The organism is Bilophila wadsworthia ATCC 49260, assembly GCF_000701705.1.
GTDB lineage: Bacteria > Desulfobacterota > Desulfovibrionia > Desulfovibrionales > Desulfovibrionaceae > Bilophila > Bilophila wadsworthia.
In genome coordinates, this window is the sequence record NZ_JNJP01000060.1 from 1 (window position 1) to 23,103 (window position 23,103).

19 protein-coding genes and 1 tRNA gene are annotated in these 23,103 nt (G+C 61.7%); 13 read left to right on the top strand and 7 right to left on the bottom strand.

Going from position 1 to position 23,103, the window contains the following annotated elements; all coding sequences use genetic code 11:
- Window positions 1–267 precede the first annotated feature (267 nt).
- The 4 genes from hypA (at window position 268) to gpt (ending at window position 2,594) form a co-directional block, all read left to right on the top strand.
- On the top strand, window positions 268–609 hold the full coding sequence (gene hypA / locus T370_RS0116090; protein WP_005028009.1) for a hydrogenase maturation nickel metallochaperone HypA: 342 nt from the start codon (window positions 268–270) through the stop codon (window positions 607–609).
- Window positions 610–648: 39 nt separating this feature from the next.
- Window positions 649–1,146 carry a 4Fe-4S dicluster domain-containing protein gene (locus T370_RS0116095; RefSeq protein WP_009368263.1) on the top strand — a complete coding sequence of 166 codons (498 nt, stop codon included), beginning with the start codon at window positions 649–651 and terminating at the stop codon, window positions 1,144–1,146.
- Window positions 1,147–1,237: 91 nt separating this feature from the next.
- Window positions 1,238–2,083: an LpxI family protein gene (locus T370_RS0116100; RefSeq protein WP_005028011.1), complete on the top strand. Its 846-nt coding sequence runs from the start codon at window positions 1,238–1,240 to the stop codon at window positions 2,081–2,083.
- A gap of 28 nt (window positions 2,084–2,111) precedes the next feature.
- Entirely contained in the window at window positions 2,112–2,594 is a 483-nt protein-coding gene (gene gpt / locus T370_RS0116105) for a xanthine phosphoribosyltransferase (protein ID WP_005028012.1), read from the top strand.
- 336 nt (window positions 2,595–2,930) lie between these two features.
- On the opposite strand, the gene T370_RS0116115 is transcribed toward gpt, so the two are convergent.
- From T370_RS0116115 to T370_RS0116125, 3 genes are all read right to left on the bottom strand, one after another.
- Window positions 2,931–4,400 carry an outer membrane homotrimeric porin gene (locus T370_RS0116115; protein WP_005028013.1) on the bottom strand — a complete coding sequence of 490 codons (1,470 nt, stop codon included), beginning with the start codon at window positions 4,398–4,400 and terminating at the stop codon, window positions 2,931–2,933.
- A 358-nt stretch (window positions 4,401–4,758) separates the two neighbouring features.
- Window positions 4,759–5,238 (bottom strand): hypothetical protein, encoded by a 480-nt coding sequence (locus T370_RS0116120; RefSeq protein ID WP_029436319.1) that lies wholly within the window; start codon window positions 5,236–5,238, stop codon window positions 4,759–4,761.
- Between the two features lie 354 nt (window positions 5,239–5,592).
- Window positions 5,593–6,381: a DUF4198 domain-containing protein gene (locus T370_RS0116125; RefSeq protein ID WP_029436320.1), complete on the bottom strand. Its 789-nt coding sequence runs from the start codon at window positions 6,379–6,381 to the stop codon at window positions 5,593–5,595.
- Between the two features lie 373 nt (window positions 6,382–6,754).
- Here T370_RS0116125 and T370_RS0116130 point away from each other — a divergent pair, with 373 nt between their 5' ends.
- Both T370_RS0116130 and T370_RS0116135 read left to right on the top strand, forming a co-directional pair.
- On the top strand, window positions 6,755–8,689 hold the full coding sequence (locus T370_RS0116130; RefSeq protein WP_029436321.1) for an aconitate hydratase: 1,935 nt from the start codon (window positions 6,755–6,757) through the stop codon (window positions 8,687–8,689).
- A 72-nt stretch (window positions 8,690–8,761) separates the two neighbouring features.
- Window positions 8,762–10,651 carry a SurA N-terminal domain-containing protein gene (locus T370_RS0116135; RefSeq protein ID WP_029436322.1) on the top strand — a complete coding sequence of 630 codons (1,890 nt, stop codon included), beginning with the start codon at window positions 8,762–8,764 and terminating at the stop codon, window positions 10,649–10,651.
- A 79-nt stretch (window positions 10,652–10,730) separates the two neighbouring features.
- Here T370_RS0116135 and T370_RS23760 read toward each other — a convergent pair whose 3' ends face one another.
- The 4 genes from T370_RS23760 to T370_RS0116160 all read right to left on the bottom strand — a co-directional run bounded on the left by T370_RS23760 (window position 10,731) and on the right by T370_RS0116160 (window position 16,042).
- A complete protein-coding gene (locus T370_RS23760; RefSeq protein WP_051643873.1) occupies window positions 10,731–11,798 on the bottom strand; it encodes a glycosyltransferase family 2 protein in 1,068 nt (355 codons plus the stop codon).
- Window positions 11,795–12,406 carry an epoxyqueuosine reductase QueH gene (locus T370_RS0116145; RefSeq protein WP_029436324.1) on the bottom strand — a complete coding sequence of 204 codons (612 nt, stop codon included), beginning with the start codon at window positions 12,404–12,406 and terminating at the stop codon, window positions 11,795–11,797. Before T370_RS0116145 ends, T370_RS23760 begins: the two co-directional genes overlap by 4 nt.
- A complete protein-coding gene (locus tag T370_RS25995; RefSeq protein WP_248604276.1) occupies window positions 12,396–15,026 on the bottom strand; it encodes an Rne/Rng family ribonuclease in 2,631 nt (876 codons plus the stop codon). Before T370_RS25995 ends, T370_RS0116145 begins: the two co-directional genes overlap by 11 nt.
- A 275-nt stretch (window positions 15,027–15,301) precedes the next feature.
- Complete coding sequence (locus tag T370_RS0116160) at window positions 15,302–16,042, bottom strand: metallophosphoesterase family protein (protein ID WP_009368275.1); 741 nt, start codon at window positions 16,040–16,042, stop codon at window positions 15,302–15,304.
- Between the two features lie 124 nt (window positions 16,043–16,166).
- On the opposite strand from T370_RS0116160, the gene T370_RS0116165 reads away from it, so the two are divergent.
- The 7 genes from T370_RS0116165 to clpX all read left to right on the top strand — a co-directional run bounded on the left by T370_RS0116165 (window position 16,167) and on the right by clpX (window position 23,031).
- Window positions 16,167–16,859, top strand: a complete 693-nt coding sequence (locus tag T370_RS0116165) for a 5-formyltetrahydrofolate cyclo-ligase (protein ID WP_029436327.1) — start codon at window positions 16,167–16,169, stop codon at window positions 16,857–16,859.
- Window positions 16,850–17,605 carry a purine nucleoside phosphorylase YfiH/LACC1 family protein gene (locus T370_RS0116170; protein WP_029436328.1) on the top strand — a complete coding sequence of 252 codons (756 nt, stop codon included), beginning with the start codon at window positions 16,850–16,852 and terminating at the stop codon, window positions 17,603–17,605. Before T370_RS0116165 ends, T370_RS0116170 begins: the two co-directional genes overlap by 10 nt.
- The gene (locus T370_RS0116175) at window positions 17,606–19,387 is read left to right on the top strand and encodes a sigma-54 interaction domain-containing protein (protein WP_005028024.1); all 1,782 of its coding nucleotides are present in this window, start codon (window positions 17,606–17,608) and stop codon (window positions 19,385–19,387) included. It abuts the gene before it with no gap.
- A 72-nt stretch (window positions 19,388–19,459) separates the two neighbouring features.
- Window positions 19,460–19,542 (top strand) — tRNA-Leu (locus tag T370_RS0116180).
- A gap of 99 nt (window positions 19,543–19,641) precedes the next feature.
- Window positions 19,642–20,964, top strand: a complete 1,323-nt coding sequence (gene tig / locus T370_RS0116185; protein ID WP_029436329.1) for a trigger factor — start codon at window positions 19,642–19,644, stop codon at window positions 20,962–20,964.
- Window positions 20,965–21,142: 178 nt separating this feature from the next.
- Complete coding sequence (gene clpP, locus T370_RS0116190; protein WP_005028026.1) at window positions 21,143–21,766, top strand: ATP-dependent Clp endopeptidase proteolytic subunit ClpP; 624 nt, start codon at window positions 21,143–21,145, stop codon at window positions 21,764–21,766.
- An 8-nt stretch (window positions 21,767–21,774) separates the two neighbouring features.
- Window positions 21,775–23,031 carry an ATP-dependent Clp protease ATP-binding subunit ClpX gene (clpX, locus tag T370_RS0116195; RefSeq protein ID WP_029436330.1) on the top strand — a complete coding sequence of 419 codons (1,257 nt, stop codon included), beginning with the start codon at window positions 21,775–21,777 and terminating at the stop codon, window positions 23,029–23,031.
- The last annotated feature ends 72 nt before the right edge of the window (window positions 23,032–23,103 follow it).

Here is a 23,103-nt window from a genome sequence, read left to right on the forward strand (position 1 = left end):
CCTCCCCAAACCCCACCCCCTCTTCTCCCAAGACTTTTGTAAGGGTCGACGGAGGGCGGGGTATTGAGAGAAAATTCATCTTTGGCGCACGTCCCCCGGAGCGGCGTCGAAAGAAAAACGGTTTTGATGCGAAGGGGCTCCTGACGAGCCGCCTCCCCACCAGTCAAAGTTTTTGCGGGGGGGGGGCCGGGGGAGGGAGCGTGTGGGGGGCCCCCACTTTTGAAAAAAGCTCCCTCCCCCGGTCTTCCCTCCCCAGCGAGGGAACCCGTGCACGAAGCATCCATCGTCGCAGGCATGATGCATATCCTCGAAGACGAGGCCAGACGCCACAACGTGAGCAGGATCACGCGGGTGCGGCTTTCGGTGGGGCTGTTCACGGCGGTGGAGCCCAAAACGCTGGAAGCGTGCTTCGAGCTGTACGCGGAAGGCACGGCGGCGGAAGGGGCCGAACTGGACATCACGACCGTCCCCGCCGAAGGGCGCTGCCTTGAGTGCGGGCACGGATTTCCCATGACCTCGCCGCGCTGCCGCTGCCCGGAATGCGGAAGCCTGCGGCTGGAAGGCAAGGGCGGCCGGGACTTCCTCATCACCGGCATCGACGCCTGCTGACACCCCAGATTGACTGCGAAAGTTCGTAAGGAATATGCCATGAGCCGTTACATGATCGAATCGGTCCCGGAAAAGTGCAAGGCGTGCCGCCGCTGCGAAATCGCCTGCATCGCCGCCCACCACGGCCTGACCTTTAAAGAGGCCCTGAAAAAGCGCGACGAACTCGTCGCCCGCGTCCATGTCGTCAAGAGCGGCTCGGTGAAGTCGCCCATCTCCTGCCGCCAGTGCGAGAACGCCCCCTGCGCCCGCATCTGCCCCACCGGGGCGCTTCAGCAGGACGACGGCATCGTGACCATGAACGCCCAGATCTGTTCGGGCTGCCAGCTCTGTATCATGGCCTGCCCCTACGGCGCGATCTCGCTGGAATCCATCGGCCTGCCCTCCGCCACGTCGGAAACGATGGCCCAAAAGAGTATGCGCTCCGTGGCCGTGCGCTGCGACCTGTGCAAGGACTGGATGAAGCGCGAGGGCAAATCCGTGCCCGCCTGCGTCGAAGCCTGCCCCGTCCACGCCCGAAGCGTGGTGCAGATAGGCTGATCCCAGCGCAATCATTGATGGTGTAAGCGTGCCGGGGCGGGGCTCCGGCACGCTTTTATTCACCGGGCATTTATGGTACAGGGCACGGATTATGAGCGAATCCATCGGCATTATTGCAGGAAGCGGACAATTCCCGCGCCTCGTGGCGGAAGACGCCAAGGCGGCGGGTTATGGCGTTGTGGTCTGCGCCTTCCACGGCTTCACCGATCCCGGCCTTGAAGCGCTGGCCGACGCGTACACGACCGTCTATCTGGGCCAGTTCGACAAGGTGATCGACTACTTCCGCAAGCACGGCGTCCGCAGGCTGTGCATGGCCGGAGCGATCAACAAGCCGCGCGCGCTGGACTTGCGCCCGGACTTCCGGGCGGCGCGCATCCTCTTCTCCCTCAGGGGCAAAGGCGACGACGCGCTGCTCCGGGCCATCATGGCGGATCTGGAAAAGGAAGGCTTCACGCTCATCCAGGCGGCGGAACTCTCCACCTCCCTGCTCTGCCCCGAAGGCGTCCTGACCCGGCGCGGCCCCTCAGCCGAGGAGATTGCGGAAATCGACTACGGCTGGCCCATCGCCGAAGCGCTCGGCCGGTTTGACATCGGCCAATGCATCGTGGTCAAACAGGGCATGGTGGTGGCCGTGGAATGCCTCGAAGGCACGGACGCTGCCCTGCGGCGCGGCGGCGAACTGCGCGGCGAAGGTTGCGTGGCGATCAAACGCTTCAAGCCCAAACAGGACGAACGCGTGGACTTGCCGTCCATCGGGCTGCAGACCGTGCGCCTCCTCATCGAACAACACTACCGCTGTCTTGCCGTGGACGCGGGCAAAACGCTCTTTTTCGACAGGGCCGAAGCGCTGGCCCTTGCCGACAAGCATAACTTCTGCATCGTCGCGCTGACCGAAGACTCGTTCGGGAAGCTGCGCCTTCAGGCGAAAGCCGACTAGACACACGAAACCCGAGAGGAAACCAAGTATGGGCAAGGCCGACCGTTATCAGAAACTGTACCCCGTCACATGGGATCAACTCCACCGCGACGCTAAAGCGCTGGCATGGCGCCTTCTGGAACAGGGACCGTTCAAGGGCATCATCGGCGTCGCGCGCGGCGGGCTTGTCCCGGCCGCCATCGTGGCCCGTGAGCTCAACATCCGTCTGGTCGACACCCTGTGCATCTGTACCTATCAGGGCCGCGAACAGACCGGCGGCGAAGAAGTCCTCAAGGCCATCGAAGGCGACGGCGACGGCTGGCTCGTCGTCGACGACCTCGTGGACACCGGCAACACCGCCACCATCATCCGCAACATGCTCCCCAAGGCCCATTTCGCCACCCTGTACTCCAAGCCCGCCGGAAAGCCCCTCGTGGACACCTTCATCACCGAAGTCAGCCAAGATACGTGGATTCTTTTCCCGTGGGACTCCGAAGTGCAGTATACCGCCCCGCTGGTGGAACAGAACTAGGCGTTAAGACGGGAAGCCCCCGGCAGACGGCATTATAAAAAAAGAAAACCGGGACAGCCTCGCGCAACAGGCTGCCCCGGTTTTCCGCATAGGAGAGAAGGAAGGATGGCCGTCGGCTTCGTTGCTGTCGGACACCGAAAGCCTTCGGGAAATGTCTCCGGATCGGCAGCCCGTGACTGCCGCCAATCCGGGGCTCCGCCCTTCCCGCCGGGTGGCCGGAAGGGCGGAGCGGTTTGGGAGGGAAGGATGCCAAAAGGCAATCCGTGCGGAGGAGCTTCAGCCGCGCGGCGCGAAACGCATCCTTGGTTTCCCCTCCCGGTTCAGCAAAGCCTGTTCTTAGAAAGCGTACCGCATGTTGACGGAGGCCTTGTAGGCGTTGCGGTTGGTGTTGTCGAGGACGTTGCCCCAAACGCCGTCGTTGAGGCTCAGGTGGATGTACCCGAGTTCCACGGCGAGGGTCAGATCCTTGTAGATCTGGTAGTCGGTGTCGAAGGTGGCTTCCCACGCGCCGTCCTTGGTGGTCAGGTAGGTGGAGCCCACCATGCTGCCGGTGGCATCAGGATAGCTGGCATGGAAGGTGGTCATACCGGCGTTCGCGGGCATGTTCTTGTTGTTGGTACCCCGATAGTAGCCGACCTGAATGGCGTGAGTCAGGTTTTCCATGAAGGAGATGTCCTTCATGCGGAGCGCGACGCCCCACGTGCCCACGGGGCTGGTGCCGAGGATGGTATCGCTGGAAATGCCGTAACCGCCGTCAAAGCCGAAGGAAGAACCGGACCAGCCGGCGTCCACGGTGGGCATACGTTCGGAGCCGTCATACGGATTGGAGTTGTCACCGGAGCCGTACCACAGGAGCAGGCCGGGAACGCCGAAATCAAGCTTGTATTCCGCAATGGCGGAAGCCAGCCAGCCGCTGCGCTTCAGGTCGATGGTCTTGCTGGTCGCGCCGTCGTATCCGCTGAGCGAACGGACCGTGCCCATATCCACGGAGCCGTAGTTGAAGTCACCGGCGAGGCGGAAGGGGCTGAACGTGGTCATTTCACCCGTGATGCCAACCCACCATGCGTTGCCTTCGCTGCGGTTGCCTTCAAGCGTGGTCAGATCGCTGCCGCTGGGGAGCACGGGGAGCATCCCGGCGCGCATGTCATCGATGTCACCCTTGGCGTCGCCACCAAGGCTGCGGCTGCCCACGAAACCATACATGCCCCAAGGCGTGATCTTCACACCGTCAAAGGTCAACGGCAAGGTCAGGCCAACGAAATCCATGGCGTTGTTCTGATCGTCATGCCACTTGCCATAACCATTGGTGTTGTCGTTTTCAGCGCGCAGCCAGAAGAGGTTCGCGCCGACGTTTTCGGTGAAGTTGCCGCCGATGGTGATGCCCGCGCCGTCGCCGTCGAGCACGGCGGAACCGGCCACGAAGCCAGGCATCACGAAGGGCTGCAAGCCCATGCGGACCAGCACGTCGGTTTCGGGGATGGCCCAGTCGATGTAGGAGTAGCGCACTTCAACGGTCCTGCCGTCCGTGCCGAGGGAAGCGCCGTCCTTGGCATGGCCCCAATGCGTGTCGCCGATTTCAAAATAAACGACGCCCTTCAAGCTTTCAGACGCGATCACGTCGATCTGGGTGCGCAGGCGCTGCGCCGCGCCGAAGCGGTCGCTGCTGTTGTGCTTGTCGAACGAATCGTTCGTATACTCAAAACTGAAGTCCCACATGCCCTTAGCCTTGATGTCGGCTGCATTGGCGGCGGAGAATGCGGAGCAGATAAGCCCGGCCGCAAGCAGAAGCGTGGTGAGTCTCTTCATGACGAAAATCTCCTTTCTTCATGGTGAAGGTTGGGGTATTTCCGACCTCTTCCTCTCAGAGCCGGAAACACCAAAAGCTTCAGGATCCGAGGTGAAGCTTTCAAGGGCATTTTCTCTCACCGAAATAAATATTCAATTATTTGTACGATCTTTATAACAAGCCTCTAACGAAGGCTCTCTCGGCCCCGCTTGCAAAAAGAAAAAAGAGGGGCTCCGCGACACGCCCCCTTCCCGCTTTTCCTTGCCCCCCAAGGCAAAACCGAAAGGCCCTTTCCACCGGCCCCCGCCCCCTCTCATATTAGACCTATCCCTTGCCTGGAGATGACGGTTCCACTCCGGCGGATGCAGAAGCGCATCCCTAAGCCCGCCTCCCCGCACGATGCCGGAACAGGGCCAGCCCGAGGAACAGGTTCAAAAGCAGGCTCACACCAAGCACCGCCCGGAAAAGGACCGGCAAGGCCAACAGCGATTCGCTGAATCCGGACGGGGCGACCTCGCGTTCCACCGTACCTTCATCGGAAAGCGTGATTGTCATGGGATGGGAAACCTTATGCCCCATGTTGTCCGCAACCACGATGGTCCATGTGCCGGGCTTGTCCGGAAGGAACGCGAATCTTCCCTGAGCGTCCGTACGCCCGTTCTGAAATTCCACATCCGCGCTGTCCGGGCCGTACAGCTTCGCTTCGGCATACGCCGCCACGTCGCCCGTGGAATACGAGAACGCCACCACACGGGCATCTCCGGACGCCAGCTCCTTCGCCAGCAGCGCGTGAGCCTGCGCGTCCGCGGAAAACCAGCCCAGAACCAACAGGGCGGCCAACACTACACGTCTCAACATATCTTCTCCTTGGAAAGGGAACACCGGAAACGGAGCCTCCGGGCACTCCACTTTCATCTCACACTCAATCCGCATCGGGCTTTCCCCATCCAGCCGGGACACCCGCGCATCCTTCCCACGAACAATGCCGCCGGGCCGCGCCCCGACACAGCAGAAACGCTCTTTCCTAGCGCCCCGCCGGGAGACGTATTCCCAACGGAAAATTTCCATGCCGCCCCACCCTCCATCGGCCCTTATGGAAATTTTTGGAGGGGGAGAGGAGGGGTTTGGGGAGGGGCGAGGGAACCGTGGGGGTGCTCCCCCTTCTTCAGAAAGGTTCCCTCGCCCCTCCACAGCCTTCCTTTTCCCTGCTCCCTACTTCATCACCGGGAAAACATAGGTAGCGCGCATGTTGCGCTTGTCGGCGCTCCCGTCGGTGAGCTTTTCGGTAACTTCGGTACGCAGCATCCACAGGCCGGGCTTGGTCACCTTGAACGACGCCATGCCGTCCGCGCCGGTTTCAGCCTTGGCCATGTAGGCATCCTGCTCGGCGCTGTACCCGTCGTAGGTCAGGCCAAGCGGGGCCTTTACCGGCTTGCCGTTCAGCAGCACTTCCGCCTTGATGTCGTCACCGGCCTTGATGTCGGCGGGATTCGTCAACAGCACGATCTCAAGATCGTGCCCCAAAACCTTCTTGTACAATCCGTCATTCGCGGCGGGATTGAGCATGGTCTTGGCGAACTTCTCATACTTGCCGACCTTGAGGACCTTCTTGCCCTTGGCTTCGAGATCCTTGCGGCCGCCCTCCAGCACGCCTTCGGTCGTGTCGCTCCAGGTCTGCGGCAGACGATGCCCGACGATTATGGCGGGGCCGTCCGCAGGGAGGGCCGCCTTGCCCACAAGCGCCTTCACCTTGGCGTCTTCGGCAAGCTTCACGGGCTCCTTGGCGTTGCCCTGAATGAGTTCGACCACCACGGTCTCCACCGGCTCGGCCTCTTCGCTGATCATGAATACGTGCGCCGCCTGCGCCTGCACGCCCACGCTTTCGCCCTTGGCGGCCTGCGTTTTGTCGGGTTTGACGATGAATTCATGCGCGGAGGCAAGAGTGGCGGTCCCAACGAGGCAGAGTGAACACATCCCAGCAAGCAACACTTTGAAAAGCATGGCGAACTCCTTGTTTTGAATAACACGGCACAGTATTGTGTTATCTTTTTCAAAAATGTATTACCCGGAAAAATGATTTTCCGTCAATTCAATTTTTATTTTATTTCCGCATGTTATAATCATTTACCCAACAATTCCGACACTGTTCGTACTTTTTTTAAAAAAATAATACGCATACTCGGTGACACACCCGTGCCCTGAAAAAACAGGTTCCTCCTTCCAAAAGCCATCATCGGCGCTGGGTTGCAAAATGACAAAAAGGCAACTGCTTGCCTTTGTTCAGCTATCCGCGTAGATTATCCCCTTTCGCGCCAGCCGGCCCGGTTGGGGTGCGCCCCTCGGCTTCAACGCAGTCCAGACAAAAGGGAAGCATATGAACCTCACACAGAAAATCATCGGCAGTCACCTTGTTTCCGGCACCATGACGCCCGGAAGCGAAATCGGTCTGCGCATCGACCAGACCCTGACCCAAGACGCCACCGGGACCATGGCGTGGCTCCAGTTCGAAGCCTTGGGCATCCCCCGGGTCAAGACCGATATTTCCCTGAGCTACGTGGACCACAACACGCTCCAGATGAACTTCCGCAACCCTGACGACCACCGCTTCCTGCGCACCGTGGCGGCCAAATTCGGCGGCGTGTACTCCGGGCCCGGCACCGGCATCTGCCACCAGCTCCACCTCGAAAACTTCGCCAAGCCCGGCGCGACCCTCGTGGGCTCCGACAGCCACACCCCCACCGCGGGCGGCATCTGCTCGCTCGCCATGGGCGCGGGCGGGCTTTCCGTCGCGCTGGCGATGGCGGGCGAACCCTACTATATCCCCATGCCCAAGGTCGTGCGCGTCTTCCTGACCGGGGCGCTCACCGGATGGGCCTCCGCCAAGGACGTCATCCTCGAACTGCTCCGCCGCCGCACCGTCAAGGGCGGCGTGGGCCGCGTGTTCGAGTACGCCGGGCCCGGCGTCGCCACCCTCTCCGTGCCGGAACGCGCCACCATTGCCAACATGGGCGCGGAACTCGGCGCCACGGGCACCCTCTTCCCCTCCGACGGCGTGACCCGCGCCTTCCTCAAGGCCATGGGCCGCGAAGCCGACTGGCGGGAACTCGGCCCTGACGCCGATGCCGCGTATGATGAAGAGGAAGCCATCGATCTTTCCGCGCTGGTCCCGCTGGCCGCGCAGCCGCACATGCCCGACCGCGTGGTGCCCGTGGCCGAACTCGACGGCCTGCCCGTCGAGCAGGTCTGCATCGGTTCCTGTACGAACTCCTCCTACGCGGACCTCAAGCTGGTCGCGCAGATCCTCGACGGGCACCGCATCAATCCCGGCACCGACGCCATGATTTCCCCCGGCTCCAAGCAGGTGCTCACCATGCTGGCGCAGGAAGGGCTCCTTGAGCCGCTCATCGGCTCCGGCGCACGCCTGCTCGAATGTTCCTGCGGCCCGTGCATCGGTTCCGGCGGCGCACCCGTCACCTCCGGCGTAAGCGCCCGTACCTTCAACCGCAACTTCGAGGGGCGCAGCGGCACCAAGGACGCCAAGGTCTATCTGGTCAGCCCCCTGACCGCCGCCCAAGCCGCCCTGAACGGCAAGTTCACCGATCCCGCCACATGGGGGACCCCGCCCGCCAAGCCGGAACTGCCCGCCGATCCGCCGTCCATCCGGCACCTGTTCGTGTTCCCGCCGGAAAACGGTGACGGCGTCGAAGTCCTGCGCGGCCCGAACATCGTGGCGCTGGAGAAATTCCCCCGCCTCGACGCGTCCGGAGACGTGCTCGAAGCCAACGTCGTGATCCGCCTCGGCGACAACATCACCACCGACCACATCATGCCCGCGGGCGCGGAAATCCTCGCCCTGCGCTCCAATATCCCGGCCATTTCCGAGCACGTGTTCGTGCGCGTGGACCCCGATTTCGTGAAGCGCGCCCGCGCCGTCTCCGAAGAGGGAGGCAACGGCGTCATCGTGGCTGGCGAAAACTATGGTCAGGGCTCCAGCCGCGAACACGCGGCGCTGGCCCCTCGCCATCTCGGCATCAGAGCCGTCATCGCCCTGTCGATGGCCCGCATCCACCGCGCCAATCTCGTGAATTTCGGCATTCTGCCTCTGGTCTTCGTGAACAGGGAAGATTATGCTAAGGTCGCTCAAGGTGCGGATATCCGCATCCCGCTCACGGAAATCACGCCCGGCGGCGTGACGAACATTGAGATTGCGGGCGTGGGCGTTCTTCCTGTAAGGAATGATCTCTCGGCGGCCGAACTGGACATCATCCGGTCCGGCGGCCTGTTGAACGCCGTAAAAGAAAAAATGTAAGCCGGATCCCGGGAAGCCGTGCGGGGCGCCGTACGGCTTCCCGGGGCCCGTAACCTTTGAACTGGAGCTGTCATGCTGGATCTCATTCGAGCCAACGCCCAATCGTGGGGCGTCAAAATCGCCTTTGGCATCATCATTCTGGTCTTCGTCTTCTGGGGCGTCGGCGGCCTGACGGGCGGCCCTTCCACGGTCATCCTCACCGTGAACGGGGAACCCATCACCATTCAGGAGTTCCAGCGGAAATACGAACAGCTTGAGCAGCAGGTGCGCGCCCAGTATCCCGATCTCGATGCGGCTGGCCTCAAGGCGATGCAGCTCAAGCAGCAGCTCATCCAGAACCTCATTCTCGAAAACCTCATCATGCAGGAAGCCAAGCGCGTCGGCATCGTCGTGACGCCCGTGGAGCTGCGCAAGCTCATCGAAAGCTTCCCCGCCTTCCACAACGCCGAAGGCAAGTTCGATCCCGACGCCTATGTCCGCGTGATCAAGGCCCAGCGCAACACCCCCGGCAACTTCGAAGCCGAGCTTCGCAACAACATGCTGATGAACAAGCTCCGCGCGGACGTCACCGCCGGGGCCTTCGTTCCCGAAGCCGAAGTGCGCGATCTCTTCCGCTATGAAGGCGAACGCCGCATTCTGGAGTATGTTTTCTACCCGCTGGAAGACTATACCTCCAAGGTTACCGTCGACGACGCGCAGATCAAGGACTATTACGAAGCCAATCAGGCATCCTTCACCGTGCCCCCGCAGGCCGACGTGGAATACCTGCTCATCGGCGCGGAAGCGCTGGCCGCCGCCCAGAACATCAGCGACGCCGCCGTATCCGAGTACTATGAAAAGAACGCCGCCCAGTTCGCCACCCCCGAAATGGTGCGCGCCCGCCACATCCTCATCCTGAGCGACGCCAAGGCGTCCGCCGAGGATCAGGCCAAGGCGAAGGCCAAGATCGAAGAAATCGCCAAGCGCATCAAGGCCGGCGAAGACTTCGGCGAGGTCGCCAAGGAAGTTTCCGAAGATCCGGGCAGCGCTCCGCAGGGCGGCGAACTCGGCTGGTTCGCGCACGGCCAGATGGTTCCCGAATTCGACAAGGCTTCTTTCGCCCTCAACCCCGGCGAGCTTTCCGAGCCCGTCAAGACGCAGTTCGGCTGGCACCTCATCCAGCTTGAAGAAAAGAAGGCCGCCGGGCAGAAGCCGTTGGATGAAGTGAAGGATCAGATCCGCACCCGTCTGGCGCAGGATGAAGCCTCCGGCAAGGTACAGGAAGCGCTGGAACAGGTTCAGCTCGCGGTCATCGGCGGCAAGTCGCTGAAGGAAGCCGGGGAACCGCTCAAGCTGGCCCCGCAGGAAACCGGCCTCGTCAACACGACCGAATTGACCGAAAAGATGGGCATCAAGCCTGAAAACCTGCCCGCGCTGCTGGCCGCCAAGCCCGGCACCGTGCTGGACACGCCTTTCGTGACCAAGACCGGCTATGTCATCGCCAAGGTAAACGAATCCAAGCCTCAGACCGTGAAGCCGCTTGACGCCGTGAAGGACGACATCAAGGCTCGCCTCCAGCAGGACAAGGCCCGCACGCTTGCCTTCGAGGCCGCCAATGCCGAACGCAAGACCTTTACCGCCGCTCTGCCCAAGGAACTTCAGGGCAAGCTCAAGAAGACCGAACCGGTCGGCCGTCAGGGCTACATGGGCGAGCTGGGCATGAACGCCGAACTGGCCAAAGCCGCCTTCGCCGCCAAGGTGAACGAATGGTTCCCCGTGGCCTACACGCTCGACGGCGGCGCGGTCATCGCCCGCGTGGCCGAAGTCGTGACGCCGAGCGACGAAGACTGGAAGACCGCCGCTCCGCAGATCACCGACGCCGTGCTCAACGCCAAGCGTGAGCAGATGTTCCGCGGCTTCCTCAGCCTGCTCCGTTCCAATGCCAAGATCGAACTGAAGAACGAGACGATTCTGGCGGATTAGAGCCAAATACATTCCTATGTTATCAATAAAAAGAGGCCATCCTAGGATGGCCTCTTTTTATTGAAATCCTAAAAAAGTATTACCGCAGAAATCCTTTAATCAGATGCTTCATCAATGGAACAACATACCGAACATAATAGAGTACTCTCATTTTCTTATACATATAGAGCATTGTCCATGCATCGGCATATTTTTTCTGCTTCAATGGAGCAGAAACAAGCTGAAGATCCATAGTGAGGTTCTCCAAAACGTCTTCCGGCAAGGCCGCGAAAACACCATCTAAGGCAACCATATATTCAGAACATTCATCAGCTCTGCCATATCTGAGAAAGTCCCTATACGCACCCCGCAACATATCTCCGATATTGTTCGCATAAATTCTCTGAATCATCGGTTCGGCAGTGCGCACGACTGAAGCCATGTTCTTCGCTGCGTGGCATTTCCAAAAGGCGTCCTCACGCCCTTTCATATACATCTTGGATTTGTCATTTCCTTTTCTCTGGCGGTACTTGTAGGTATTGACGGCAAGATACGAAATCGTCTTCGCATGTACGGCCACACGGCACGAAAAATCATTGTCCTCAAACTTAAGCAATGTCTCATCAAAAAATATAGCATGCTCCACAAGAAAAGAACGCCGTAATAGCTTATTGCACGCAATAACATTATTTGAAAAAAGACCACATCTTGAGAGAGATTTCCCTCTAATATCCTGGTCGGGGTAGACCGCTGTATTGACTACGTACTCTTTTCCTGATTCGTCAGGAAACCAATTCACAGTCCTTCCCGAAACCAATTCAGCATCATCTTGTTCAGCAATAATATAAAGTTCTTTCAAAACTTCGTTATCGTATAAAGCATCATCAGAGTCTAAAAAGAAAACATACTCTCCGCAGGATTCTTTTAATCCCCTATTACGGGTAAAGGATAAATCTCTGTTTCTTTCATTGTAAAATAATCGGATTCGAATATCTGATTCAGCATATTTTTTTAAAAGAAACGAGCTATTATCCGTAGAACAATCATCCACACAAACAATTTCTATATCTTTTAGAGACTGCTGAATAACCGAGTCCAAGCATTCGCCAAGATACGGAGCTACATTATACACGGGGATTATAACGGAAACCTTGACCATAGCACTCATTCCGCGCTTAGCTTCCTCAGCTTCTTCTCAAACCGCTCGTATTCGCTGAAAATACACGCACAATAGTTCTGGCGGTACAGGCCCATTTCCTTGGAGCGGTCGATCCCGGCCTGCCACAAGGGGCGGAAGTCCCGGTACAGGAATTCGGAACCGAATCCGGCGTTGGTCCTGTAGTCACCGGACGCCGCGACGCGGGTTCCGATTCCCCGGATGGCGTCGTGCTGCTGGTGCCGGGAATACAACAGGCTTGTGGTAAAGCAGTCGAAACCGTTCTCCGAGGCGATGGCACAGGTCAGGGCAAGACGGCTCTCGTAGCAGTAGCCGCAGCGGGCATACCCTTGATTGTCCGCGATACCCAAATCGTGCACCATCTTGAGCCAGCCGGGCAGATCATACACATCGTCCTGCCACAACATGGGCAGATCCATCTGTTCCGCCACCTGTTCCATCGCCTCCCGCCGCCGAAAATATTCGGAGACGGGATGGATGTTCGGATTGGCGAAGTATCCCGTGACGTCATAGCCCTCGTCGCGCAACGACTGGATGCACATGATGCTGCACGGCCCGCAACAGGCGTGCAGGAGCACTTTCTTGCCGTTACCTGCCATTGTTCTGCCCGTTGTGCTGATGGCCCTGCTGCTGTGCTGGAGCTGCCGGCGCGGAAGAAATACCCTCGATGCGGATATCCAGACGGATGTGGAATTCCTTTTCCATGAGCGAGAGCCGTTCGCGCTTGTGATTCAGAAGATACAGCCCGAGCTCAGCGTCCACGCTGTGGGCGTACTCGGTCTGCCCCGCCGCCGCAGCGCTGCGCATGGCGCGGTGCAGGTCGCGAAGCGTCTGTACGGACTGCCACTCCATATTGCGGCGCTGGCCCGTCCCCTTGCAGTGGGGACAGGTCTCCATGCTGATGGAGATCGCCGAGGAGCCGGTCCGCTGGCGTACGATCTGGAGCAGGCCAAAAGAACTCATCTTGCCGATGTCGTGACGGGCGCGATCGCCCTTCATGGCGTTGCGGAGTTCTTTTTCAACCTCACGGCAATGCTCGGGATCGCGCATTTCAATGAAGTCGATGACGATCTGCCCGCCGATGTCGCGCAGGCGAAGCTGGCGGGCGATGGCCGTCGCCGCTTCCATATTCGTACGGAAGGCCATAGCCTCAAAATTCGTCTTGCCGCCGATCTTGCCGGAGTTGATGTCGATGGCCATAAGCGCCTCGGTCTGGTCGAACACCAGACGCCCGCCGGACGGCATGAGCACTTCGCGGGAATGTACCTGCTCGATCTGGTTGAGAAGGCCGAAGTGTTCCCAAAGGGTCTTGTCATGCTTCTCATAGAGGTGCACGAGGTCGCCCTTGCGCGGGAACAGCAGGGAAGCCATCTCCCGTATGGCTTCGGCGGTTTCCGCGTTGTCCACCCAGACTTCGGACACGTCGTCGGACAGATAGTCGCGAACGCTCCGGCTGGCGAGGCCCGGTTCCTGATAGATCAGGGAGGGGACCTTTTCCGTGGTGGCGCGCTTGCGGATATCCTTCCAGACGCGCTTGAGGAAAGAGAGGTCCTTCTGGAGCGTGGTCTTGCTCGTGCCCGCGCTCACGGTGCGGACGATGGCCCCAAGCCCTTCGCCGGGCTCAAGGCCCCGGATGAGCTCGCGCAAACGGTTGCGCTCCTCGCCGTCCTCCACCTTGCGGGAAATGCCGATCTGCTCCTGCCCCGGCGTCAGCACGAGGAAACGCCCGGCGAGCGACAGCCATGTGGTCAGGAACGCGCCTTTGGAGCCGTTGGGCTCCTTCACGACCTGCACGAGGACTTCCTGCCCGGGCTTGAGCACTTTCTGGATGGGCGGGTATTTGCGGCCCTTGGTGGGTTCGTGGGGCTGGAGGTAATATTCGGGGTGCACTTCGTCGATCTGCAGGAACCCGTTCTTCACGTTCCCGTAATTGACGAAGGCGGCTTGCAAATTGGTGTCGATGTTGTTGATGACGCCTTTGTAGATGTTGCCCCGGATCTTGGCCTGATGGGTCATCTCCACGTAGTACTCGCGCACGGAGCCGTCTTCGGTGAGCACCACCTCGACCATATCGCCGGGCAGGACGCTGACCAGCATCTTGCGGTCCACGCCGGACGCGGCGGCCTTGGCGGACTTGCGGCCCTTCTTGGCGTCCTGTTCCTCTTCGCCTTCCTCGGCGGACTCGTCCTCGGCTTCCTGCAGCGCGGCGGCAACCGAGGCCTTCTTGTTCCGGCGGCGGCGCGGCTTGCGCGGCACGCGAGGCGCGCGCGCCTCCTCACCCTCGGCTTCGGCGGGAGCGGCAGCGGGTCCGTCGTCGTCATCATCATCAAAAACGAACACCTCATCCTCGGGCACGGCGGCCTGCTGGTCCTTCAGCGTCTCCTCAGCCTGTTCGGCGGCGGGACGCGCGGGTTTGCGGCGGCGGGAACGGGAGCGGGGTTTGCGGGGAGCCTCTTCGCCCGTGGCGGCGGATTCCTGCCCGGATTCAGCCCCTGCGGGCTCATCTTCGACGGCGGGCGCGGATTCGGCAAAGGCCTCAGCCGGAGCGTCGGCGGCTACGGGCTCATCAAGAATGGGCGTTTCACCCGCTTCCGGCGCGGCTGCGTCAACGGCGGCATCGCCTTCGGCGGGACGGCGGCGGCCCCGACCGCTGCGGCGGGAACGGCGGCGCTTCGCGGGTGCGGCGGCATCGCCTTCGGCGGTTTCGGAAGCATCGGCGGCAGCGGATTCCTCCGGCGAGGCGACGGCAGGGACGGCGGCGGGTTCGGACACGGCGGGAACGGCGGACGCAACCGCCTCGGCGGGCAGAACGGAAGCGGCGACGGCGGGAATCTGAACGGGATGTTCGGTCAACACGGGCTGTTCAGGCTGCTTCGGCTCCACAGGCGCCTCAACAGGCTGTTTCGGCTGCTCGGACTGTTTCCGGGCTGTTTTCGCCGCGGACTGCTTCGGCGCGGGGCGTTTCCGTGCGGGAGCCTCGGGCGCGGGCGGGGCCGACACGGACTGTTCCTCCACGGGTTGCGCCGGCACGGCGTTCTCCGGAGCGGAAAGTTCCAGCGTGGCCTGCTCCACGGCAGGCTTCTTGCGGCGCGGACGGCGGGGCTTCTTTTCGGGAGCGGGCTCGGAAGGGGTTTCAACGGCATCCGCAGCGGCGGACATGGGCTTTTCGGACGCAGCCGGCTGTTCCGCCGGGGCTGCGATCTTTTCAGAATCGGTCATATGTTTCCTCAAAAAAACAAAAAAGTATCGGGGTGCCGTCCGGCTGGCGCGGGCGGCCGCAAAAATCGCGGGCTCGGACGCGCCGTTCGCTCGGCGTCTCCGAAGGAGCCCCATGCATACGGGCCTCGCCGGGAGAAAGCCTTTCCGGAGAATACGGAAGGCGGGCAAGGCCGCAAGACGCGGGTTTCCAAAAAATTTTTCCGGCGGTGACAAATGCCCCTGCGCACGGACAGGCCAGCGGTCCGGGCGGGGAAGCGACGATCCGGGCGAACCGGTCAGTCCAGCATGTGAAGCGTCACCGACAGGTCGTCCCCCGCAAGCCGCAGGACGGCATAGCCGCCCGTCGCAAACGCGCCGGGATTGACCAGCACGGTGCGTCCGAGGCGATCCACGGCGCGGGATTCATGGATGTGTCCGCACAGGCACACATCAGGCTGCGCGTCCAGAATGAAGTCGCGTACGGCGGAGGAACCAACGTGGATTCCGTCCCCAACGATGTCGCACAGCGTGTCATGCGGAGGCGTATGCACGGAAAGCACCACATGACGATACGTCCGGGCCTCCCTCCACATGTGTTCGAGCCAGTCCGCAAAGCGGGACTCGGGAAATTCGCTCGGCGTACCGAACGGCGTGAACGTGGAGCCGCCAAGCCCCATGAGCGCGACGCCGGGAGCCAGCTCACGTACGCATAAATGGGTATTCCATCCCTGCTTGGCAAGCCAGTCCGTGACTTCGGCGCGATCCATGTTGCCGATCTGCGCGTAAATGACGGGATTATAGCGGGTGAGCTTCTCAAGCACATTACGGGCCTGCGCCGCGCCGCCGGTGACGGTCAGATCGCCGGTGACGATGATGCCGTCGGCCTCTTCCAGCCCCTGGATTTCGCCAAGCCGGGCTGCCTTGTCGTGAAGATCGCCCATGACGATCCATGTGCGGACCCCGGAGGACGGGGCCGCCGCACCGGAAGTTCCGGAAGCGGGGACCGCAAAGGACGAAAGAGGCTGGGCGCTTGGCATGTCGGCAACTTCCTTGTACTGTTGGGGTTGCAGGGTATACCGGCTTGCCTTTCCCTGCAAGGGATTCCGCTTCACTGATCTTTCGTACCCTAACCTATTGTTTCAGGTTTGACAAAGGTGCGCCATGTCCCTTCCCCCGACCTCCCCTTCCGCGACGGGTACGCCCTCCGGCCTCGCCGTACCGGACAGAAATGTCTTGCGTTCCAAGCTGATACGCGCCCGTAAAGCCCTTGACCCCGCCGAGTGGGAACGCCATTCCGCCGCCGTCCAGCGGCGTGTCCTCGCCATCCCCGAGTGGCGCGACGCCCGTACTGTCGCCATGTATATCGCCGTGCGGAACGAAATCTCCACCGATGAAATTATCAGACGCGCGTGGGCCGAAGGCAAACAGGTGCTCCTGCCCCGCTGCCTCCCGCCGAGCGCGGGCGAAGGAATCATGGAATTCGTCCTGTGCCGGGGCTATGATGAACTGGCGCCCGGCGCCTTCGGCCTCTCCGAGCCCGGCCCCGCGTGCGTACCCCTGCCCCGCACGGGATGGGGGCAGGACGCCGCCGGAACCTTCGTCCCGCCTTCCGGGACGGATGCGTCTCTCCGGCTGCCGGATCTGATTCTGGTCCCCGCCGTGGGCATCAGCCCCGCCGGGGCGCGCCTCGGGTACGGCAAGGGCTTCTACGACCGCCTGCTCGCCCTGCCCGGCTGGGGCGGCGCGAAGCGGCTCGCGCTGGTCCACTCCCTCCAGCTCGCCGCATTTCCCGCCGGGCCTCTGGACATCCCCATGCACGGCTACGCTACCGAAAAGGAACTCATATGGCTCTGAGCTTCATCCCCTTCGCCTTTCCCGGCGCCCCGGGCGTCCGCTGCGCCTTCCAGACCCGCGACTGGGGCGTTTCGGAAGGGCCCTATGGAGGCGGGAACATCGCCTATACGGTAGGGGACGATCCCTTGCGCGTCTCGGCCAACCGGCTGGATCTCGCCGCATCTCTTGAGCTTGCCGAAATCGCCGAACTCGATCAGATCCACGGCGATACGCTCGTTTTCGATCCCCCGCCCTCGCCGCTGGAGCGGTTCGTGGAGCCGCCCGCCTTTCCCAAAGGGGACGGCCTTGCCACGGACAAACCCGGCATCGGCCTGATCATCAAGACCGCCGACTGCCAGCCCGTCCTCGTCGCGCACAAGGAAGGGCGGCACATCGCGGCCTTCCACATCGGCTGGCGCGGCAACCGCCTGCGTTTCCTCCAGTCCGGCATCGCGGGCTTCTGCGGGCGCTACGGCCTCGACGCCCGCGATCTGCTCGCCGTGCGCGGCCCGAGCCTCGGGCCGCAGCGCTCGGAATTCGTCAATTACGGCAAGGAATGGGGCCCCGATTTCGCCAACTGGTTCAACGCCCGCGACAAGACCATGAACCTCTGGCGGCTGACCCGCGATCAGCTGCTGGAGGCGGGCCTGCCGGACGAAGGCATCTTCGGCCTCGATCTGTGCACGGCGTCCATGCCGGACAGCTTCTTCTCCTACCGCCGGGACGGGATCTGCGGGCGTCAGGCCAACGTCATCTGGATAGCCTAAATGCCCATGCTGCTGGACATCCGGGATACGGTGGCCGACTATGCGGAACTCATCGCCCGCGTGGTCGGCGTGGACGTGGAAGTCGTGGACGCGGGCCTGAACCGCCTCGCCGGGACGGGCCTCTATGCCTCCGGGGTCGGGGAAAACATCCGCGCCGAGGGCGAAACCTACCGCCACGTCATGCGCATCCGGCGCTCGTTCGTCATGGAGACGCCCCGCGAGCATTTCATCTGCACCCGCTGCCCGGGGCGCGACCTCTGCCGAGAAACCCTTTCCATCAGCACGCCCATCATCGACGGCAGCGACGTGCTCGGCGTCATCGGGCTCGTCTGCTCCACCGACGAGGACCGCGCCCGTGTCCTCGGGCACAAGGACGTGTACGTCCAGTTCATCGAGCGCTGCGCGGAATTCATCCTGCACAAGCTCCACGACCACGCCGACCTGCTCCGCGCCCGGTCATTCCTCGACATCATGCTGCGGATTCTCGAAATCAACAGCCGGGGCATCGTCATCTTCAACGCCAAGGGCGGCATTTCCTACCTGAACGACATCGCCCGCCGTGATCTCGGGCTCAAGGACGACGGCCTGCCCACGGACGTGCAGTTCAAACGGACCGGGGAATCCTTTTCGGATCTCGAGGAATTCGTGGTCACCGCCCGGAGCCGCAAGCACACGCTCATGGGCCAGATGACCCCGCTCGCGCCGTCGGACTACCATTTTGCCACGGTCTTCACCTTCGAGTCCCTGCCGCGCATGGCGGATCGCGTCTCTTCCCTCGGGGACTCCCTTTCCGGCGTCGAAAACCTCGTCGGGCGCTCGCCCGCCATGCTCCAGCTGAAAGATCAAATCCGCCAGATCGCGGGCTCCACGTCCACGGTCCTCGTCACCGGCGAATCCGGCACCGGCAAGGAACTCGTCGCCCGGGCCATCCACGCCGCCAGCGGCCGCCGGGACAAGCCCTTCATCGGCATCAACTGCGGGGCCATCCCCGACGCCCTGCTCGAAAGCGAGCTGTTCGGCTACACGGGCGGCGCGTTCACCGGAGCGAGCGCCAAGGGGCGCATCGGCAAATTCGAGCTGGCCCACAAGGGCGTGCTGTTCCTCGACGAAATCAGCACCATGCCGCTCTACCTGCAAGTGAAGCTGCTCCGCGTCCTGCAGGAACGGGCCTTCACCCGCCTCGGCTCCAACCGGCTCATTGAGGTGGATATCCGTATTATCGCGGCGACGAACGAAGATCTTGCCGGAGCGGTGCGCCAAGGCCGTTTCCGCGAGGATCTCTTCTACCGCCTGAACGTGATCCCGCTGCAGGTGCCTCCCCTGCGCGATCGCCACGGCGACATCGAGCTGTTGTCCTCCCATTTCCTCGCCCGCTACAGTGCCCGGTTCAACAAGCCGGTCCCGTCGCTCGGCCCGGACATGCTCGCGGCCCTCTCCGCCTACCCTTGGCCCGGCAACGTGCGCGAGTTCGAGAATGTGATGGAGTTTATGGTCAACATGGCCCCGTCCGGCGGGGTCCTGCATCCTGACATGCTCCCCGCCTCCGTGCGCGGGGCCTTGCCCTCTTCCGCGCCTTCCCCCTCCGCCCCCCTCCCGCCCGGCGGGATCATCCCGCTCCGCGATCTGGAACGCAACGCCATTCTGGACGCCGTCCGCCGCTGCGGGGACGACACGCCCGGAAAGAAGGCCGCTGCCGCCGCCCTCGGCATCGGCGTCGCCACGCTCTACAGGAAGCTGAAGGAGTATGAGGACGAAGCGGCGGCTCTCTCCCGTACCACCTAACCCCACCTGAACAGGATGGAACTTGCGATTTTTGGGATTTCGCAGTAGAGTCCCTCCTTTGTGTGCCGACTGGCGAGAGTGGCGGAATTGGTAGACGCACTGGACTTAGAATCCAGCGGATTTCCGTGGGGGTTCAACTCCCCCCTCTCGCACCAGAAAGCCTTCCGGTGCATTCATAAACCTCGTGTTTTGATTGATAAAAAGCTCGTCCGTCCGCCCTTGAGCAGGTCGGCTCCCCTAAGGAGGGAATCCCCATGGAATTTGTCGTTGAAAACCTTTCCCCTACCCGGAAAAAGATCGCCTTCACCCTGACCGCGGATGATGTGAACGCCGCTATCAACACCGCCGTCAAGGGCTTCCAGAAGGATCTGTCCCTGCCCGGCTTCCGTAAGGGTAAAGTCCCCGCGTCCGTAGTGGAAAAGCGCTTCGGCGAAGACGTGTACGCCCGCGCCACGCAGGACGAGATCAACGGCCTCCTCCAGAAGACCCTCAAGGACTCCAGCCTGACCCCCGTTTCCAGCATGGAAATGGACAACCATGACGCCTTCGCCCGCGATACCGAATTCAAGTGCAACGTCACCTTCGACGTGCTGCCCGAAATCGAGTTCCCCAACTACGAAGGCCTCGAAGTCGATCAGGCCAAGGCCGACGTGTCCGACGACGACGTGAACGAAATCATTGAAAACCTCCGCGGCCGCATGGCGGAACTTACCGAAGTGACCGAAGATCGCCTGCCCCAGGACGGCGACACCGTGGATGTCGACTACTCCGGCACCGATGAGGAAGGCAACAAGATCGACGACGTGCAGGGCGAAAACTTCGGCGTGGCCCTCGGCCAGGGCCAGGCCCTCCCCGATTTCGAAGCCCTCGTGAAGACCGCCAAGGTCGGCGAAGAAAAGACCGGCTCCGTGAACTTCCCCGCCGACTACCCCCACAAGCCGCTGGCCGGCAAGACCGTCATCTTCACCATCAAGGTGAACAAGATCCAGACCAGCCAGAAGCCCGAAGTGAACGAGGAGTTCGCTCAGAAGGTCGGCCAAGAAAGCCTGGAAAAGATGAAGGCCTCCATCGTCGAGCACGTTTCCGCCACGAAGGCTCAGGCCGCCCGCAGCGAAGCCATGAAGAAGCTCATCGACGGCCTCCTTGAAAAGGTTTCTTTCGAAATCCCCGATTCCATGCTGAACGCCCGCGTCGAGCGCGTGGTGCAGGAACAGGCCATGAAGCTCCAGCGCATGGGCCTCGACGACCTCCGCAAGGACCAAGCTCAGGAAGAAAAGCGCGAAGAAGCCAAGAAGGAAGCCCTCGAAACCCTGCGTCCCCAGGTGTTCCTGATGGCCCTCGCCCAGAAGGAAAACATCACCGTCAACGATCAGGAAGTGGAAATGGCCATCTACGGCATGGCCATGCGCGCCCAGCAGGACTACAAGAAGGTCAGCGAAGCCTATCACAAGAGCGGCCTGATCTATGAGCTGCGCGACCGCATCCTCGCTGACAAGGCCCTGGAAATGGTCTACAGCAAGGCGAAGATCAACGAAGTCCCCGCCGTGAGCCTGAGCGAGCCCAAGAACGCGGACTAGTCCGTTTTCCGCCCGCTTTTTGGGAAAAATAAGGAGAGGGGAGTGTCCGCACTCCCCTCTTTATTGTATGGGGGCCCTGTGCTATTTCCCGTTTTTATGGCTTCATCCCGAGACAACGGCGCAATCGTGCTTATCTGACGGGGAAAGCCCTGATGCCCAATTATCATATGGAGACAGTATGCAAGATATTCTTGATATGACGGTGCCCATCGTCGTCGAAACGTCGGGCCGCACCGAACGCGCTTATGATATTTTTTCCCGCCTGCTGAAAGACCGCATCGTGCTCCTCGGCTCCGAGGTCAACGACGCGGTGGCGTCCCTCATCTGCGCCCAGCTGCTTTTCCTCGAATCGCAGGACCCGGAAAAAGAGATTTATCTCTACATCAACAGCCCCGGCGGCTCCGTCACGGCGGGCATGGCCATCTACGATACCATGAACTACATCACCCCGCCCATCGCCACCGTGTGCATGGGCCGCGCCGCCAGCATGGGAGCCTTCCTCCTCAGCGCGGGCCAGAAGGGTATGCGCTACGCCCTGCCCAACAGCCAGGTGATGATCCACCAGCCCCTCGGCGGATTCCAGGGACAGGCCACCGACATCGACATCCATGCCCGCGAGATCCTGCGTATGCGCGAGACCCTCAACGGGCTGCTGGCGAAGCATACCGGCCAGCCCATCGAAAAGATCGCCCAGGATACCGAACGCGACAACTTCATGACCGCCGAAATGGCGCAGGCCTATGGTCTGGTGGACAAGGTTCTCGCCTCCCGCCGTGACCTCCTCGCCGAAAAGTCCGAATAGGAAGAGAGATGCCCAATACCACTCCCCCGAACGAACCCCGCTGCTCTTTCTGCGGCAAAACCGAAACGCAGGCGAACCAGCTCGTCTCCGGGCCGGACGGCGTGCACATCTGCGACGAGTGCATCGCCACCTGCAACGAAATGATGGCCCAGAACGCCATCGAGCAGGTCCGCGAAGACGAACGCCTGCTTACCCCGCAGGAAATCAAGGCCCGCCTCGACGAATACGTCATCGGGCAGGACGAGGCCAAAAAGATCCTCGCCGTGGCGGTGCACAACCACTACAAGCGCGTCTTTTACGCCGACGCCCTCAAGGGCGACGACGGTGTGGAGCTCGAAAAGAGCAACATCCTGCTTGTCGGCCCCTCCGGGAGCGGCAAGACGCTCCTCGCCAAGACGCTGGCCCGCGTCCTGCGCGTGCCGTTCGCCATCGTGGACGCCACCACGCTGACCGAGGCCGGGTATGTGGGCGAAGACGTGGAAAACATTCTGGTCCAGTTGCTTCAAAATGCCGACTACGACCTTGAAGCGGCCCGCAAGGGGATCATCTACATCGACGAAATCGACAAGATCTCCCGTAAGGCAGACGGCCCGTCCATCACCCGCGACGTGTCCGGCGAAGGCGTCCAGCAGGCGCTGCTCAAGATCATCGAAGGCACGGAAGCCAACATCCCTCCCAAAGGCGGCCGCAAGCACCCGCAGCAGGAATTCATCCGCATGGACACCTCGAACATCCTGTTCATCGTGGGCGGGGCGTTCATCGGCCTGGACAAGATCGTCGAGCAGCGTATGCGCGGCGGCAGCATGGGCTTCGGGGCCAAGGTGGAGACCAAAAAGGAGCGCACCCTCGGCGAGCTCCTCGAACAGGTGCATCCCGCCGACCTCGTGCAGTTCGGGCTCATCCCCGAATTCGTGGGCCGTATCCCGGTCCTGACGCACGTGGACGATCTCGGCGAGGACGACCTCGTCCGTATCCTGACCGAGCCCAAGAACGCCCTCACCCGGCAGTACCAGAAGCTGTTCGAGCTCGACAACGTGACCCTGCGCTTCACCTCCGACGCCCTGCGTGCCATCGCCCACAGGGCCATCGAGCGCAAGACCGGCGCGCGCGGCCTGCGCAACGTCATGGAAAGCGTCATGCTCGACATCATGTATCAGCTTCCCTCCATGCCCGGTGTGAAGGAGTGCGTGATCAACGACGCGGTCATCGAAAAGAAGGCCCCGCCGCTGTACATCTACGACACCGAAGCGCACATCGCTTCGTAAGGTTTGTGGTAAGGGAAAATGTGGGGGAAGGGGAACCTTTCTGAAGAAAGGTTCCCCTTCCCCCACACCCCC

Bases quoted from the DNA above. Each gene is read 5' to 3' on its own strand.
- T370_RS0116100 (WP_005028011.1), top strand. From the start codon at position 1,238: ATGAGCGAATCCATCGGCATTATTGCAGGAAGCGGACAATTCCCGCGC.
- gpt (WP_005028012.1), top strand. From the start codon at position 2,112: ATGGGCAAGGCCGACCGTTATCAGAAACTGTACCCCGTCACATGGGAT.
- T370_RS0116170 (WP_029436328.1), top strand. From the start codon at position 16,850: ATGGCTCTGAGCTTCATCCCCTTCGCCTTTCCCGGCGCCCCGGGCGTC.
- T370_RS0116125 (WP_029436320.1), bottom strand. From the start codon at position 6,381: ATGCTTTTCAAAGTGTTGCTTGCTGGGATGTGTTCACTCTGCCTCGTT.
- tig (WP_029436329.1), top strand. From the start codon at position 19,642: ATGGAATTTGTCGTTGAAAACCTTTCCCCTACCCGGAAAAAGATCGCC.
- T370_RS0116130 (WP_029436321.1), top strand. From the start codon at position 6,755: ATGAACCTCACACAGAAAATCATCGGCAGTCACCTTGTTTCCGGCACC.
- T370_RS0116165 (WP_029436327.1), top strand. From the start codon at position 16,167: ATGTCCCTTCCCCCGACCTCCCCTTCCGCGACGGGTACGCCCTCCGGC.
- clpX (WP_029436330.1), top strand. From the start codon at position 21,775: ATGCCCAATACCACTCCCCCGAACGAACCCCGCTGCTCTTTCTGCGGC.
- T370_RS25995 (WP_248604276.1), bottom strand. From the start codon at position 15,026: ATGACCGATTCTGAAAAGATCGCAGCCCCGGCGGAACAGCCGGCTGCG.
- T370_RS23760 (WP_051643873.1), bottom strand. From the start codon at position 11,798: ATGAGTGCTATGGTCAAGGTTTCCGTTATAATCCCCGTGTATAATGTA.
- T370_RS0116095 (WP_009368263.1), top strand. From the start codon at position 649: ATGAGCCGTTACATGATCGAATCGGTCCCGGAAAAGTGCAAGGCGTGC.
- T370_RS0116145 (WP_029436324.1), bottom strand. From the start codon at position 12,406: ATGGCAGGTAACGGCAAGAAAGTGCTCCTGCACGCCTGTTGCGGGCCG.
- T370_RS0116135 (WP_029436322.1), top strand. From the start codon at position 8,762: ATGCTGGATCTCATTCGAGCCAACGCCCAATCGTGGGGCGTCAAAATC.
- T370_RS0116175 (WP_005028024.1), top strand. From the start codon at position 17,606: ATGCCCATGCTGCTGGACATCCGGGATACGGTGGCCGACTATGCGGAA.
- T370_RS0116160 (WP_009368275.1), bottom strand. From the start codon at position 16,042: ATGCCAAGCGCCCAGCCTCTTTCGTCCTTTGCGGTCCCCGCTTCCGGA.
- clpP (WP_005028026.1), top strand. From the start codon at position 21,143: ATGCAAGATATTCTTGATATGACGGTGCCCATCGTCGTCGAAACGTCG.
- T370_RS0116120 (WP_029436319.1), bottom strand. From the start codon at position 5,238: ATGTTGAGACGTGTAGTGTTGGCCGCCCTGTTGGTTCTGGGCTGGTTT.
- T370_RS0116115 (WP_005028013.1), bottom strand. From the start codon at position 4,400: ATGAAGAGACTCACCACGCTTCTGCTTGCGGCCGGGCTTATCTGCTCC.